This is a genomic window from Pararhizobium qamdonense (assembly GCF_029277445.1).
Taxonomy (GTDB): domain Bacteria; phylum Pseudomonadota; class Alphaproteobacteria; order Rhizobiales; family Rhizobiaceae; genus Pararhizobium; species Pararhizobium qamdonense.
In genome coordinates this window covers 4,314,655-4,328,331 of sequence record NZ_CP119566.1, presented here as the reverse complement: position 1 = coordinate 4,328,331, position 13,677 = coordinate 4,314,655, and the positions used below count along the sequence as shown (strand labels likewise).

Here is a 13,677-nt window from a genome sequence, read left to right as displayed (position 1 = left end):
CGGCTATCTCATGGCGCCGAGCGGCGGCAGCCGGCGCTTCACCGGCGACGATTTGACGATGGATGTATTGGTTTGGGATCGCTCGGCGATCCGGTCGAGGATCGCGTCCAGCTGCTCCATGTCGCGCACCAGAAGCTTGGCGATGAAGCAGTCATCGCCCGTCACCTTGTCGCATTCGACGAATTCCGGTGTGTCCTGGATCATCTTCTCGACAATATGCAGCATGCCGGGCATGGGACGCACCCGAACGACCGCCTGCAGCGCATAACCGAGCGCCGCTGGATTGATGGAAACCGTAAAACCGGTGATGACGCCGCGATCCTCCAGCCGCCGTAGGCGGTCGGCGGTGCTGGGCGAGGACAGGCCCGCCTCCTGCGCCAGCTCTTTTAGCGATATCCGCGCATTGAACGAGAGAATGTCGAGCAGGCGCCGGTCGAGATCGTCGAGCATTGAGAACTCCGTAAGGCGAAACAAACGACATGCCTTCCATGGTAAGGCATATTGCCAAAAAAGCCTTCCAAAATCCATATATTCCGATGTCCTTCCACCATAATCTGCTGCTTCGTTCAAAGGGTGGATGAATGGACAAGGATATCAGGACCGGCAGCATCGAAATGACCGCCGCCATGCTGATTTCGGGAACGATCGGCTGGTTCGTGCTGATGTCCGGCCAGCCTGTGATTGATGTGGTGTTCTGGCGTTGCCTGTTCGGGGCGCTGACGCTTCTGACGATCTGCGCCATCCTCGGCCATTTTCGCGCGGGCATTCTGACATGGCGGCTGTTTACGCTGGCCGTCATCGGCGGCGTCGCCATCGTCGTCAATTGGCTGCTGCTGTTCGGCGCCTATGCGCGCTCGTCCATTTCCATTGCCACCATGGTCTATAACACCCAGCCCTTCATGCTGTTGGCGATCGGCGGCCTGGTGTTCCGCGAAAAGATCACCGCCACCAAACTCGGCTGGCTTGCCGTCGCCTTTATGGGCATGGTCGCGATCGTTCAGGCAAAGCCCTCAGGCGGTTATGCCGGTAGCGATTACCTGACGGGGATTGCCATGGCCTTGGCGGCCGCGTTCTTTTACGCGCTCGCAGCCCTTGCCGCCAAGCGGTTGAGGGGCACGCCGCCGCACCTGATCGCGCTGATCCAGGTCGTGACCGGCCTGTTGATGCTGGCTCCTTTCGCCGGCGCATCCGGCTTGCCAGCGCAGCCCTATCAATGGGCGTTGCTGGTGGCGATGGGCGCTGTGCATACCGGGCTGATGTATGTGCTGCTCTACGGCGCAATCCAGAAATTGCCGACCCATCTGACCGGCGCGCTGTCCTTCATCTATCCGGTGGCAGCGCTTGCCGTTGACCGCATCGCCTTTGGCCACCAGCTGCAGATGACCCAGCTTCTCGGCTCAGCAGCAATCCTGATTGCGGCCGCCGGCATGACATTCGGCTGGACATGGCGAAGCCGGATGCGGCATCATGCAGGCTGAGAGTTCACTCATGGGGGCCTGCATGATCACCTGCTATCTGCGCTACACGATCGATCCCTACAAGCTCGCCGAATTCGAAGACTATGCCAAACTCTGGATCCCCCTGGTCAAACGTCTCGGCGGCACCCATCACGGCTATTTCATGCCGCAGGAAGGGGCGAACAATATTGCGCTCGCCCTTTTCAGCTTCCCAAGCCTTGCGGCCTACGAAGACTATCGCGTGAAAATGGCTGAGGATGCCGAATGCCAGGCTGCTTACGCGCTTGCCGAAAGGACCCGCTGCATCGTCAGCCACGAGCGCAGCTTCATGCGGCCGATCTTTTAGATAAAGGCCTAGAACGTGATTTCGCCCGCGCGGCGAAGCTCGACCGCGTGCGCTCCGGCATGGAAGCCGCCAAGCATGTGGTTGTGGTGGGCGACGATCTGCGCAAAGGTCAGTTCGCCCATGTCGCCGGTCGTGTGGCCGTCGGATAGAAGCGTGACGTCGTAGCCCAGCGAAACCGCGCGGCGTACGGCCGTATCGACACAGAATTGCGTCTGACAGCCGCCGATGACGAGATGGGTGATCGCAAGTTTCGCAAGTACCTCGCCAAGGTTCGTCTGGAAAAAGCTGTCGCAGCTGGTCTTGTGAATGACCGCCTCGCCGAGGACAGGCGCGATCTCGTGGCGCAGGCCCCAGCCGTTGGAAGAGCGCGCCAGCGGATTGCCAGGCCCGCCGTCATGCTGCACCAGAATGACCGGAATATGCGCGGCGCGGGCACGGGCCTGGACCGATTGCAGACGGCCAATGGTTTCGGTGAAGGCGGCATCGATGGCCGGCTGGCGTTCCGGCGTGCCTTCGCCGTCGAGAACGGCGTTTTGAACGTCGATGATGAGAAGCGCTGTGGTCATGGCTATGCTCTGTTTTGGTGTCGAAAAAGGGATGTGGTCAGCGCCGGCTGTCCATCGCCATGCGGACCGCAAGCGCGCCGAGCACGCCGCCCATCAGCCAGCGTTGCACTGAAAGCCAGGCCGGACGGCTGGCAAGAAAGGCTGCGATCGAGCCTGCGGTCAGCACGAACAGGGCGTTGACGGTGACGCTGGTGACGATCTGGATCGTTCCGAAGACGATGGACTGAAAAAAGATGTGCCCGAGCGCCGGATCGATGAACTGCGGCAGCAGCGAAAGATAGAGAACGGCGATCTTCGGATTGAGCAGACTTGTCGCAAAGCCCATGAGGAACAGGCGCTGCGGCGGGTCCTTTGCCAGGTTTCGCATCTCGAACGCCGACCGCCCGCCGGGACGCACCGCCTGCCAGGCGAGATAAAGCAGATAGAGCGCGCCACCGATGCGCAGTGCATCATAGGCATAAGGCACGGCCAGCAGCAGCGCGGTGATGCCGAAAGCCGCCGACAGCATATAGACGAGAAAGCCGAGCGCGACCCCGATGAGCGAGGTCAGCCCCGCCATCGGCCCCTGACAGAGCGAGCGCGAAATCAGGTAGATCATGTTCGGGCCTGGCGTCAGCACCATGCCGAGCGCAACAAGGGCGAAGGCTGCAAGGCTGGCTGCTGCGGGCATGAAGGACGTCTCCCCTGAAACGCTGGCGGGCGGAAATCCCGGTCCGTGACGAGATGTTGAATTAGCGGGAACTGTCACCTGGATCAATGCCGTACGAATTGCCCGCCTGGACAAAAACGGTTAGATATTGCGCTTGCCTATCAACGGAGCCGAAATGAGCCTCGCCACGCTTTTTGCCTATTGTACCGCGCTGTTCATTGCTGCCGCGATCCCCGGGCCCGGCATGACCGCGATCGTCGCGCGGGCTTTGGGCTCCGGCTTCCGCGAGACCTTCTTCATGGGGCTTGGCCTCGTGCTTGGCGATATCGTCTATCTGACTGCGGTGATCCTCGGGCTGGCGCTGGTTGCGCAGACCTTCACCACCACCTTCATGATCATCAAGATCCTTGGCGCGCTCTATCTGGTTTATATTGCCTACAAGCTCTGGACCGCCGGGCTTTTGCCGCAGGATATCCAGGCCAAGAAAAGCACCAGCATGGGCATGTCCTTCCTGTCCGGCCTTTTGGTGACGTTTGGCAATCCGAAGACCATGCTGTTCTATGTGGCGCTGGTGCCGACCTTGATTGACGTTCACCAGATCGGCCTCAACGACTATGCCGTTCTTTTGATGGCAACCTTTACCGTGCTGATGGCGGTGCTCATCCCCTATATCCTGCTCGCGTCGCGGGCACGGCTGCTTCTCAAGCAGCCACGGGCATTGAAGTCGTTGAACAGGATTGCCGCCGGGATCATCGGAACGACGGCCGCCTACATCGCCACCCGTGCCGCCTGAAAAAATCGTTCCGTAACTGCCGGTTCCGAGATCGTTTTTTCCAACAGGAACAAGGTGCTGGCGAATGACACTCTGGCAAGCCAGCGGCTTTGCCCCTATTCTCCCCGCAACTGATGAGAAAAGGGAGAGCACCATGTCAGAACAGCGCAAGCCCGGCCGCGGCCGCGTCTATGCTTCGATCACCGAGACGATTGGCGATACGCCGATCGTGCGGCTCGACAAGCTGGCCAAGGAAAACGGCGTCAAGGCCAACCTTCTGGCCAAGCTCGAATTCTTCAATCCGATTGCTTCCGTCAAGGACCGTATCGGCGTGGCGATGATCGAAGCGCTGGAAGCCCAGGGCAAGATCACCCCCGGCAAGACGACGCTGATCGAGCCGACCTCGGGCAATACCGGCATCGCACTCGCCTTTGCCGCCGCCGCCAAGGGGTACAAGCTCATCCTCACCATGCCGGAGACCATGTCGATCGAGCGCCGCAAGATGCTGGCGCTGCTCGGCGCCGAACTGGTGCTGACCGAAGGCCCCAAGGGCATGAAGGGCGCCATCGCCAAGGCCGAAGAGCTGGCCGCATCGCTGCCGGACGCCATCATTCCGCAGCAATTCGAAAATCCGGCCAATCCGGAAATCCATCGCAAGACGACGGCCGAGGAAATCTGGAACGACACCGACGGCAGCGTCGATATCCTCGTTTCCGGCATCGGCACCGGCGGCACGATCACTGGCGCCGGCCAGGTGCTGAAAGGCAAGAAACCGTCGATCAAGGTGATCGCCGTCGAGCCGGCCGAATCGCCTGTGCTCTCTGGCGGCGCCCCCGGCCCGCACAAGATCCAGGGCATTGGCGCCGGCTTTGCGCCCGCCATTCTCGATACGAAAATTTATGACGAGATCATCACCGTTTCGAGCCCTGAGGCGATCGAGACCGCCCGCCACGTTGCGCGCCTGGAAGGTGTCCCCGTCGGGATTTCGTCCGGTGCCGCTCTGAAAGCTGCGATCACGATCGGCCAGCGCCCGGAAAACGAAGGCAAGACCATCGTCGTGATCATTCCGTCCTTTGCCGAACGCTATCTGTCGACAGCGCTGTTCGAAGGTCTTGGCGGTTAAGAAGCCCTTAAGAGGATGGCGCCGCAATCTGGTGGCGCCATCCTCACTCCCGCACCCTCGTTGCCATTTCCGTGGGGTGCTCGGGGAAAGACAACCCGCTGCCACCAGCGCAGAAGGGAATCTGCCAAACGGGCGATCAAACCGCTCAGCTATCGATATTCTTTTTTCAAAGAACCGGCAGCACCTTCATTGAGGTGCTTGCCCTAACTAACGGCGTGCACGGTGTCGCCGGGACAATCTCATGCCGCTGCCGTCAGCCGCTCGCCAGCGATCCGGTAGGAGATCGCTTCGGCCAGATGAATGCGCCCGACCGTGATCTTTTCATCGAGATCGGCCAGCGTGCGGGCGACCTTCAGCACCCGGTGATGGCCGCGCGCAGAAAACTTCATTTTTTCAGCGGCATCCCGCAGCAATTGCAGCCCGCCGGCATCGGGCTCGGCCATTGTTTCAATCATCGATGTGGAACAGCGGGCATTGGAGAGAATGTGCGGCATGCCGAAGGTGATGAACCGGTCCATCTGGATTTCGCGGGCGCGCGCCACCCGCCTTGCAACGACGCTGGAGGGCTCGGCAGGGGCTGGGCGGATGAGATCGGCGGCGGTGACGGAGGGCACGTCGATGCGGATATCGATCCGGTCCATCAGCGGCCCGGAAATGCGGCCCTGATAATCGGACAGGCAGCGCGGACCCCGGGCACAGCTATGGCCGGGCTCGCCGGCCATGCCGCAGCGGCAGGGGTTCATCGCAGCAACCAGCTGGATCGCGGCGGGATAGGTAACGCGGTGATTGGCACGCGCGATGATGCACTCGGCTGTCTCCAGCGGCTGGCGCAACGCATCGAGCACCTGCGGCGTGAATTCGGGAAATTCGTCCAAAAACAGCACGCCATGATGCGCGAGCGACGCCTCGCCGGGCTTGGCCCGCAGGCCGCCGCCGACCATCGCAGCCATGGTGGCGGAGTGATGCGGCGTGCGGAACGGCCGCCGGTCCGACAGCTTGCCGCCTGCCAACTGTCCGGCGATCGAGTGGATCATCGAGACCTCAAGCAGCTCGGGCGGCGACAGGGGCGGCAGGATCGAGGGCAGGCGGGCCGCCAGCATCGACTTGCCGGAGCCGGGCGGGCCGACCATCAACAGGTTGTGGTTTCCCGCTGCCGCCACTTCCAGAGCCCGCTTGGCGCTTTCCTGGCCCTTGATATCGGCGAGATCGGGCATATTGGCAGCACTGGCGCGCACCGCCGGTTCGGGACGCGACAGAACCTGCGTGCCGCGAAAATGATTGGCAAGTGCGATCAGGCTGCGCGGCGCCAGGATATCGATCTCTGATCCCGCCCAGGCCGCTTCCGCGCCGCTCTCTGAAGGGCAGATCAGGCCCTTGCCGACGGCATTGGCGCCCATGGCGGCGGGGAGAGCCCCGGCAACGGCTGCAATCGTGCCGTCGAGATTGAGTTCGCCGATCACCACATAGCCATCCAGCGCATCGCCGGGAATAGCGCCGAGCGCCGCCATCAGGCCGAGCGCAATCGGCAGGTCGAAATGCGAACCCTCCTTGGGCAGATCGGCCGGGGCAAGATTGATGGTCACCTTCTTGGCGGGAAGCGACAGGCCGGAGGCATGCAGCGCAGCCTGAACCCGCTCGCGGCTCTCAGCGACAGCCTTGTCGGGAAGGCCAACGATCTGCATGCCGATCTTTCCCGGTGCGACCATCACCTGAACATCGACGGGTACGCCTTCTATGCCCTGAAATGCAACCGTACTGACACGTGCGACCATGATTGTCCCTCTTGCCGCGCGGCAGGCCGACAACCCGCCAATGCAACCTCAACCGGTTGTGGCTTCAAAACTTACACGGAAAAAGGAATAAAACAAGAACAATTATCGAACAGATTCACTCTTCACAAACGGAAGAGTTGTGGTAGGTTGTAAAAATGGAACGAAGGAGAACAACCGTGAACGGATGGAGGTAAATTCAGGTTGTGCCAGCCTGCCGGGATGGCTGGCCGCCCCGGCGTGCGGAAAGCTTTGCTCGGGCTGTCATCAACTGCGCTTGCGCTCGATCGCTTCCCATAACAGGGCTGCGATATCGGCGCCGCCGAATTTCTTGACTTCGCGGATGCCGGTGGGGGAGGTGACGTTGATTTCGGTCATCACGTCGCCGATCACATCGATACCGACGAGCAGGAAGCCGCGCTCGCGCAAGGCCGGTCCGATGCGGGCGCAGATTTCCTTTTCGCGCGCCGTCAAATCCGTCGGCATCGGCGTGCCGCCGGCATGCATGTTGGAGCGGGCGTCGTGTTCGGCCGGCACCCGGTTGATCGCGCCGACAGGCTCGCCATCGACAAGGATGATGCGCTTGTCGCCCTTGCGGACGGCGGGCAGATATTCCTGGGCGATGAAGGGTTCGCGGAACATCTGGCCGAACATTTCGAGCAGCGACGACATGTTGCGGTCGTCGCGAGTCGAATGGAAGACGCCGGCGCCGCCATTGCCATAGAGCGGCTTTAGGATGATATCGCCCATTTCGGCGCGGAAGCTGGCAATTTCGGCGGGATCGCGGGTGATCAGCGTCTTCGGCATCAGGTCGGGAAATTCGGTGACGAAGATCTTTTCCGGCGAATTGCGCACCCAGGCGGGATCGTTGACCACCAACGTTTTCGGGTGGATGCGCTCCAGCAGATGCGTCGAGGTGATATAGGCCATGTCGAAGGGCGGATCCTGGCGCAAAAGCACTACGTCCATGCTCGACAGGTCGATGCGCTCGGCCTCTCCCAGCGTGTAGTGGTCGCCCTTGACGTCGCGCAGCGTCAGCGGCTCGACGGTGGCGATCACCTTGCCGTCGCGCAAAGACAGCTGGTTTGGCGTGTAATGGAAGAGCTTATAGCCGCGCGCCTGCGCCTCGAGGCTCATCGCGAACGTGCTGTCGCCAGCAATATTGATGCCTGAAACATGATCCATCTGGATCGCGACATTTACGATTTTCGCCATAAGACATTCCCTGTTGATCGTGGGCATCGTTGAGGTTTCTGTCTATAGCAAATGGCATAAGGGACGCCATACAGATTTCTGCTGCGGTTTCGATCAGGCGCGCCTTCGCGTTCACGCGGCGCGGTTATCGCCCGTGGTTTGTCTCATCTGCAATGTCTGCCGCTTTTTGGCGCGGCAGGGTCGGCCGGGGCACATCGGGTGCCTCAGGTAGTTAAGTGTAGGTGACACGCGATGTGCCCCGTTTCGGTGTCTTTTGCCGCGCTTCTCAGGTTCTTCTGCGCCACTCTTTTTCAAGGAGAGGCCTCCAATGCCCCAGCCCGGCCGCTTATCCGCCAGGCTTTTCACTAAGGCGGGGTTTCGCCCTGGGCCGTCATAAGACGGCGTGACGAACCCGGCACGCCCGGTTCATTGGCGAACCGGAGGAGAACCACCTTTCACGCAGTCCCGGGGATTTTGCGCGCGTTCCGCAAAACCGTCCGGGCACCGGCCCCACCTCGCCGGCAACGCAAACCGGTGTATCCGTGATGGGACGGGAGTGAGTATGGCACGGGTTTTGGGGGCGGGGATTTTGGGGGATGAAATTTTTTTTTGGGAGAGTGCCAGGGGAGGCCGTGCTGCGGGAGCAAACTTGGCCGTCACGCGCTAACCTCGTCCTATCGTGGTTTTTCGTGGTAGCCATGCATCATGCAGTTACCTGACCTCGCTCCAGATATTCGATTTCCTTTGCTTGGCCCGGACGAGTGCGAATTCTCGTTTCAGGTAAAAACACAGGCGATGGGTCCGCACATCAAACACCATTGGGGCTGGGACGAGGAATTCCAGCGCGGCATTCACAGCAAAAACATGCTGGAGAAACCATTCTCGAAAATCGAGTTTCAGGAAAAACCGATCGGCACAATCTCTCTGCAACGGTGCTCTGCCCATTTTCAATTCGGTGAATTTTATCTCGCAAATGAATTCCGTGGCCGGGGAATTGGCACCGCAATCCTGCGCCATTGCCTCATCCTAGCCGACGGGTTGCGTCTGCCCGTACGGCTGGAATATCTTCTCTGGAATCCGGTCGGCACGCTTTACCGGAGGCATGGTTTTCTGGAAACGGCCGCCACATCAACACATTATTTGATGGAGCGGCCCGTGCTGGCGTCGAAGCTGTGATCGTTGGGTTGGTTTCTTTGGACCGCATGTCCCGTTTGGCCGGATCGCGCCAAGAGCGGCGTCAGCCGAAACCCTGAATAGGTTGCCATTCACATTATTCATGAAACTATTTTGGATGGGCGATGGATTCCCGTTCTGGTGGAAACTAGCATTGGCGCTGGCTTTACACTGAACGGTATTTTTGATGCCTCTTCTCGACGAAAACGCAATGCACCCCATCACCCTGCCGGAAGGTACGCTGTACCGCGATACCGTCTACCTGAAGAATGTGATCAGCCATCCGCGTATGGAAATCGGCGAATACAGCTATTTCACGCACTCCGGAAAGCCGGAAGACACCGCCGGGATACTCGCACCCTATCTGGGCCATAACGTCCGCGAGCGGTTGGTCATCGGCAAATTTGTCCAGATCGCCCGGGGAAGCTATTTTATCACAAGTTCAGCCAATCATCCGATGACGGGCTTTACAACCTATCCCTTCCGGATCTTCAAACCAGAGACCTTCGGCTACAAAGACCTGCCGGCGAAAGATACCGTGGTCGGGCACGATGTATGGATTGGCCATGGCGCAGCGATCATGCCCGGTGTGCAGATCGGTGCAGGCGCGATCGTGGCTGCTGCGTCGGTGGTCGCTCGAAACGTTACACCTTACGCAGTTGTCGCAGGAAACCCAGCCACGGTCATCCGGATGCGCTATCCCGCCGAGATCGTCAGCCAGCTTCTCGAGATAGCTTGGTGGAATTGGCCCATTGAAAAAATCGAAGCGAATTTGGCGGCCCTGGAATGCGGTGACCTTGTGGCGCTAAACATGGTTTGAGAGCCAACAAATTCACAACAAGAGCGCATCATGTGACTGCCTCATAGGGTGACGATCCCACACGTCACAACCAGCGGCCAAACGCGAACTTCGAAATCAACCTTGCCGCTGTTTCCGGAACATAAGCGACAACGCTAATCCTCAACTTTGAGATCGCCCGGAAATCCGGGCGCACTTTGATATCATCTCAGCTTTTCATACGGCAATCTGTCTCTCGTCCCAGCAACGTCACGCCGCCGCATACACCACCGTCACGCCACGCTGGCGAAAATAAGCCTGCAGCAGTTTTCGGCCAGAACGGTTGTTCTGCACCAGCCTGGCCGGGTCGAGGATGGCTTCTTTCAAGCCCTCCCGCGTCAATGCTGCCTTGAGATTGGCGATGTGCATATCGATGTCGGCATTGTCCGCCTGGAGCGATTCATAAATGCGGTTTGTGGCCTCGGCTACGGTCTGTTCGCTCACTGTTACGCTCCTGTTGTTGCTTGGCTGGCGCTGTGGCGCCTGTCTTGGCCTGACCCTATCGCGGTGAACAATGGCGGTGTCAACGGGGGGCGGTGGATTGACCGTCTGAGCTTTCGCGCCGCACTGCCTTAACGGGCGGTGCCGGAAAGGTCTGGCGCCGGTTCGCAATATTCGATCAGCAATTCGATGAGGACGCGGATCTTGCGGGCGGGGTGCTGGCCCGGCGGGCGGATGACATAGGCGCCGGCCGGCGGCGGCGGATGACGGGTCATGACCGGCACAAGCGCGCCGGAGGCTATGTGGTCATGGGTGAGGCAATCGGGCAGGTAAGCGATGCCGAGCCCTGCCGTGGCGGCGGCCACGAGGGCAACGCCGTTATCCGCCTTGAAGCGTCCCTGCGGGCGCACCGTGATGATTTCGCCGCCATCCGTGAGTTGCCAGCTTTCGGTGCCCTGCATGAGGGCCTCGTGCGCCAGCAGTTCCTCCGGCGTCTCGGGCGATCCATGCTGCCTGATATAATCCGGGCTCGCGACCAGCTTGCCGAAGATGGGGCCGACGCGTCTGGCGATAAGATTAGAGTCCTGAAGGTAGCCGACCCGTATCGCGCAATCATATCCTTCGGTGATCAGATCGACGAAGCGATCACTGTAGCATGTGTGGATTTGCAGCTGCGGGTGGCGGCGCGCCATTTCGGCAAGGATGGGCGCAAAGTGCGCCTGGCCGAAAGACAGCGGCACGGCCACGCGCAGGCGCCCGCGAAGCGCGCCGGCAGGCAGGATCGTTTCCCTGGCGACATCGATCTCGGCGCAGACCCTTGCGGCATAATCGCGGAACGTCTCGCCGGCCTCCGTCAGAGCGGCGCCCCGGGTGGTGCGCGCCAGAAGCTGGACGCCAAGTTCCGCCTCCAGCCGGAAGAGCCGCCGGCTGACGATGGACTTGGAGACGCCGAGCCGGCGCGCTGCAGGCGATACGCCACCCGCATCGGCCACTTCCACAAACGTCCGCAGCTCCTCGATATCCATTGAGCGTTCCCCATTCCGCGACGCAGCTGGCCGCCAACTGGTACTACCGCATCTCAGGTAGGAACGGCAATACTGGTGTGAGGCAACGGCGCCTTCGCGCCTGTCTCCCGGAAAACCAGTGCCGCTCAAACGGCAGCAAAGGATTTAGCAATGACCTTTCGTAACGGCCTCTCTTCGCTTCTTCGTCCCGAAGACTCGGTCCTCGTCCTGATCGACCACCAGCCCTACCAGCTGGCCAATCTCAACAGCCACGACCCGCATGCGGTGGTCAACAATTCGACGGCGCTGGCCAAGGCCGCCAAGGCTTTTGGTGTCCCGACCATCCTGACGAGCGTGATCGCCGAACGCGGCGGCCTCATCTTTTCGCAGATCACCGACGTGTTTTCCGGCCAGGATGTCATTGACCGGACGTTCATCAACACTTGGGAAGACAGCAAGGTCGTGGACGCGGTCAAGGCGACCGGCCGCAAGCAGCTGATCATCGCCGGCCTTTGGACCGAGGTCTGCGTCGCGATGCCGGTCATCCAGGCGCTGGGGGAAGGCTGGGATGTTACCGTGATCACCGACGCCTCCGGCGGCACTTCGGTCGAGGCGCATGCGGTCGCCATCCAGCGCATGATTGCGGCCGGCGCCAACATGATGACCTGGCTGGCGCTCGCAGCGGAATGGCAGCGCGACTGGGCGCGCACCGAGCACGCCGCCGAACTGACGGAGGTGCTCAAACAGCACGCCGCCGGCAGCGGCGTCGCGTATATGTGGGAACAGCAGCTGCTGAACACGCCGGTGCCCGCCAACGCAGGCTGATTTGAGCGGGGATGACGGACGTTGAACGCGTGATGCAAAAAAGTGATCGCCTGTCCGGGTTCGTTATCCCCATTCTTTGGAATGCGATAATGTGTATCGGAGGACCGGCTTTTAGAGACCGCCGCCCCCCGAATATTATCTGATGGAACGGCCCCGTCCCGGCTTGGAAAGTATGACTGACACGGTTCTGCCTTCGGAGCGCCAGCCGGTTCAGGATCATGCTATTTGCAGACCTCGAAACTCGCGATAGTGTTGAGCAATGGCAAGCGGGATCGATGATGAAAGAACGGAAGCGAACCGCAGGGCTTGGAATGCTCAGCGATTTGATGCCTGGCGAGCAGCGTTTGGCAGCCCAGAGGCAGAGGCACGAAAGATAGTCGCTGAGCCGGAGCATGTTCTTCGTCGGCTTCTTCCCCATCTCGGAAGTGTTGCGGGGAAGCGAATTTGCAATGTGCAGGGTTCCCATGGCCGTATCGCAGTCGCGCTCGCGCGTCTGGAAGCCGATGTGCTTGTGATCGATTTTGCAGAGGAAAACAGGCGCTTTGCGCTTGAGCTTGCTGCGAGCGCGGGCGTGGAGATCGAATATGCGGTGTGCGATATCCTCAAGGCGGATGAACTCGGCCTCGGTCACCAATTCGACATTCTGGTGCTTGAGCTTGGCATTCTCCACTACCACCAGGACTTGGACCGTTTTTTCGCGGTGATGCGGGAACTCATCGCAGACGGTGGCACGCTCCTTTTGAATGAATTTCATCCGTTGCAACGTAAACTGTTTTGGCCCGAAGGCCCGCATGATTACTTTCAAACGGATTTGGTTGAAGCGGATGTGCCGAACCCGGCTGACGGCGGAGCCAGTCTTGGAACATGCACCTATCGCTTTTGGACCATGGGCGAGATCTTGACGGCCGTGGTCAAGGCGGGGTTCAAGCTCACAAAGCTTGAGGAGCATCCTGACTGGGTAGACCCGACAATCCCCGGCTCGTTTACGCTGCTGGCCCAGGCGTAAGGCCATGTCCGAAAATATCGTCATTCCGCAGCAGTTTCATATTGGCGAGGCTCCCGGCTGGTCCGTGAACCACCGGATCAATTCGGCTCTCCCTGGCTATCTGATGATCAGTTCGACGACGGCCACGAATGACCTTAGTGATCTGTCCACCGAAGCTTTACGTTCAATTGGGACAGTATTTGCCAGCGTGCAACATGCATTGAAATCGGTCTTGCGCGCGAAACGGATCTATATCAGCCGTTTTGGGCATGCGCCGGGTTATGCCATCCATTTTCACGTCATTCCGATATACGATTGGGTTGAGGAGCTTTTCTGGCAAGACGACCGCTACCGGGTGCTCGAAACATTGGCGGAAGGGCCAGGCGAAACACCGACCGATGGGGCGGAGTTGACGCTTTTTGTCTGGCGCGAATTCTGTGAAAGATCCGAGCCTCCACCGATCAAAGGTCCGTCGGTGGCCGAGACTATCGCGATGTTGCGCGAGGCCATCGCATTTCCTTAAGGCCAAAGGCCC

Annotated in this window: 16 protein-coding genes; 9 read left to right on the top strand and 7 right to left on the bottom strand. The window is 60.2% G+C overall.

Going from position 1 to position 13,677, the window contains the following annotated elements; translation table 11 throughout:
- Positions 1-3: 3 nt before the first annotated feature.
- Positions 4-450, bottom strand: a complete 447-nt coding sequence (locus PYR65_RS21155; protein WP_276119392.1) for an Lrp/AsnC family transcriptional regulator — start codon at positions 448-450, stop codon at positions 4-6.
- Between the two features lie 131 nt (positions 451-581).
- Between PYR65_RS21155 and PYR65_RS21150 the strand changes: the two genes are divergently transcribed.
- Positions 582-1,478, top strand: coding sequence for a DMT family transporter (locus PYR65_RS21150; RefSeq protein WP_276119391.1), 897 nt, complete (start codon positions 582-584; stop codon positions 1,476-1,478).
- A gap of 22 nt (positions 1,479-1,500) precedes the next feature.
- Complete coding sequence (locus PYR65_RS21145; RefSeq protein ID WP_276119390.1) at positions 1,501-1,803, top strand: NIPSNAP family protein; 303 nt, start codon at positions 1,501-1,503, stop codon at positions 1,801-1,803.
- A gap of 8 nt (positions 1,804-1,811) precedes the next feature.
- Here PYR65_RS21145 and PYR65_RS21140 read toward each other — a convergent pair whose 3' ends face one another.
- A complete protein-coding gene (locus PYR65_RS21140) occupies positions 1,812-2,369 on the bottom strand; it encodes a cysteine hydrolase family protein (RefSeq protein ID WP_276119389.1) in 558 nt (185 codons plus the stop codon).
- A 37-nt stretch (positions 2,370-2,406) separates the two neighbouring features.
- A complete protein-coding gene (locus PYR65_RS21135) occupies positions 2,407-3,039 on the bottom strand; it encodes a LysE family translocator (protein ID WP_276119388.1) in 633 nt (210 codons plus the stop codon).
- 154 nt (positions 3,040-3,193) lie between these two features.
- Here PYR65_RS21135 and PYR65_RS21130 point away from each other — a divergent pair, with 154 nt between their 5' ends.
- Both PYR65_RS21130 and cysK read left to right on the top strand, forming a co-directional pair.
- A complete protein-coding gene (locus tag PYR65_RS21130) occupies positions 3,194-3,811 on the top strand; it encodes a LysE family translocator (protein WP_276119387.1) in 618 nt (205 codons plus the stop codon).
- Positions 3,812-3,944: 133 nt separating this feature from the next.
- Positions 3,945-4,913 (top strand): cysteine synthase A, encoded by a 969-nt coding sequence (gene cysK / locus PYR65_RS21125; protein WP_060638043.1) that lies wholly within the window; start codon positions 3,945-3,947, stop codon positions 4,911-4,913.
- Between the two features lie 239 nt (positions 4,914-5,152).
- Here cysK and PYR65_RS21120 read toward each other — a convergent pair whose 3' ends face one another.
- A complete protein-coding gene (locus tag PYR65_RS21120; RefSeq protein WP_276119386.1) occupies positions 5,153-6,685 on the bottom strand; it encodes a YifB family Mg chelatase-like AAA ATPase in 1,533 nt (510 codons plus the stop codon).
- Between the two features lie 264 nt (positions 6,686-6,949).
- Positions 6,950-7,897, bottom strand: a complete 948-nt coding sequence (gshB, locus tag PYR65_RS21115; protein ID WP_276119385.1) for a glutathione synthase — start codon at positions 7,895-7,897, stop codon at positions 6,950-6,952.
- A gap of 684 nt (positions 7,898-8,581) precedes the next feature.
- Here gshB and PYR65_RS21110 point away from each other — a divergent pair.
- Positions 8,582-9,052: a GNAT family N-acetyltransferase gene (locus tag PYR65_RS21110; protein WP_276119384.1), complete on the top strand. Its 471-nt coding sequence runs from the start codon at positions 8,582-8,584 to the stop codon at positions 9,050-9,052.
- 184 nt (positions 9,053-9,236) lie between these two features.
- Positions 9,237-9,869 carry a CatB-related O-acetyltransferase gene (locus PYR65_RS21105; protein ID WP_276119383.1) on the top strand — a complete coding sequence of 211 codons (633 nt, stop codon included), beginning with the start codon at positions 9,237-9,239 and terminating at the stop codon, positions 9,867-9,869.
- A 228-nt stretch (positions 9,870-10,097) separates the two neighbouring features.
- Here PYR65_RS21105 and PYR65_RS21100 read toward each other — a convergent pair whose 3' ends face one another.
- Positions 10,098-10,331: a hypothetical protein gene (locus PYR65_RS21100; RefSeq protein WP_276119382.1), complete on the bottom strand. Its 234-nt coding sequence runs from the start codon at positions 10,329-10,331 to the stop codon at positions 10,098-10,100.
- Between the two features lie 128 nt (positions 10,332-10,459).
- Positions 10,460-11,353: a LysR family transcriptional regulator gene (locus PYR65_RS21095; protein WP_060638047.1), complete on the bottom strand. Its 894-nt coding sequence runs from the start codon at positions 11,351-11,353 to the stop codon at positions 10,460-10,462.
- A 150-nt stretch (positions 11,354-11,503) separates the two neighbouring features.
- Here PYR65_RS21095 and PYR65_RS21090 point away from each other — a divergent pair, with 150 nt between their 5' ends.
- From PYR65_RS21090 to PYR65_RS21080, 3 genes are all read left to right on the top strand, one after another.
- The gene (locus PYR65_RS21090; RefSeq protein WP_276119381.1) at positions 11,504-12,157 is read left to right on the top strand and encodes a hydrolase; all 654 of its coding nucleotides are present in this window, start codon (positions 11,504-11,506) and stop codon (positions 12,155-12,157) included.
- A 259-nt stretch (positions 12,158-12,416) separates the two neighbouring features.
- Positions 12,417-13,163: a class I SAM-dependent methyltransferase gene (locus tag PYR65_RS21085; protein ID WP_276119380.1), complete on the top strand. Its 747-nt coding sequence runs from the start codon at positions 12,417-12,419 to the stop codon at positions 13,161-13,163.
- Positions 13,164-13,179: 16 nt separating this feature from the next.
- On the top strand, positions 13,180-13,665 hold the full coding sequence (locus tag PYR65_RS21080; RefSeq protein WP_276121126.1) for an HIT family protein: 486 nt from the start codon (positions 13,180-13,182) through the stop codon (positions 13,663-13,665).
- Positions 13,666-13,677: the final 12 nt, after the last annotated feature.

What these genes read in the sequence shown, in the direction of transcription:
- PYR65_RS21155 (WP_276119392.1), bottom strand. Translation starts at nt 450, where the DNA reads ATGCTCGACGATCTCGACCGGCGCCTGCTCGACATTCTCTCGTTCAAT.
- PYR65_RS21150 (WP_276119391.1), top strand. Translation starts at nt 582, where the DNA reads ATGGACAAGGATATCAGGACCGGCAGCATCGAAATGACCGCCGCCATG.
- PYR65_RS21145 (WP_276119390.1), top strand. Translation starts at nt 1,501, where the DNA reads ATGATCACCTGCTATCTGCGCTACACGATCGATCCCTACAAGCTCGCC.
- PYR65_RS21140 (WP_276119389.1), bottom strand. Translation starts at nt 2,369, where the DNA reads ATGACCACAGCGCTTCTCATCATCGACGTTCAAAACGCCGTTCTCGAC.
- PYR65_RS21135 (WP_276119388.1), bottom strand. Translation starts at nt 3,039, where the DNA reads ATGCCCGCAGCAGCCAGCCTTGCAGCCTTCGCCCTTGTTGCGCTCGGC.
- PYR65_RS21130 (WP_276119387.1), top strand. Translation starts at nt 3,194, where the DNA reads ATGAGCCTCGCCACGCTTTTTGCCTATTGTACCGCGCTGTTCATTGCT.
- cysK (WP_060638043.1), top strand. Translation starts at nt 3,945, where the DNA reads ATGTCAGAACAGCGCAAGCCCGGCCGCGGCCGCGTCTATGCTTCGATC.
- PYR65_RS21120 (WP_276119386.1), bottom strand. Translation starts at nt 6,685, where the DNA reads ATGGTCGCACGTGTCAGTACGGTTGCATTTCAGGGCATAGAAGGCGTA.
- gshB (WP_276119385.1), bottom strand. Translation starts at nt 7,897, where the DNA reads ATGGCGAAAATCGTAAATGTCGCGATCCAGATGGATCATGTTTCAGGC.
- PYR65_RS21110 (WP_276119384.1), top strand. Translation starts at nt 8,582, where the DNA reads ATGCAGTTACCTGACCTCGCTCCAGATATTCGATTTCCTTTGCTTGGC.
- PYR65_RS21105 (WP_276119383.1), top strand. Translation starts at nt 9,237, where the DNA reads ATGCCTCTTCTCGACGAAAACGCAATGCACCCCATCACCCTGCCGGAA.
- PYR65_RS21095 (WP_060638047.1), bottom strand. Translation starts at nt 11,353, where the DNA reads ATGGATATCGAGGAGCTGCGGACGTTTGTGGAAGTGGCCGATGCGGGT.
- PYR65_RS21090 (WP_276119381.1), top strand. Translation starts at nt 11,504, where the DNA reads ATGACCTTTCGTAACGGCCTCTCTTCGCTTCTTCGTCCCGAAGACTCG.
- PYR65_RS21085 (WP_276119380.1), top strand. Translation starts at nt 12,417, where the DNA reads ATGGCAAGCGGGATCGATGATGAAAGAACGGAAGCGAACCGCAGGGCT.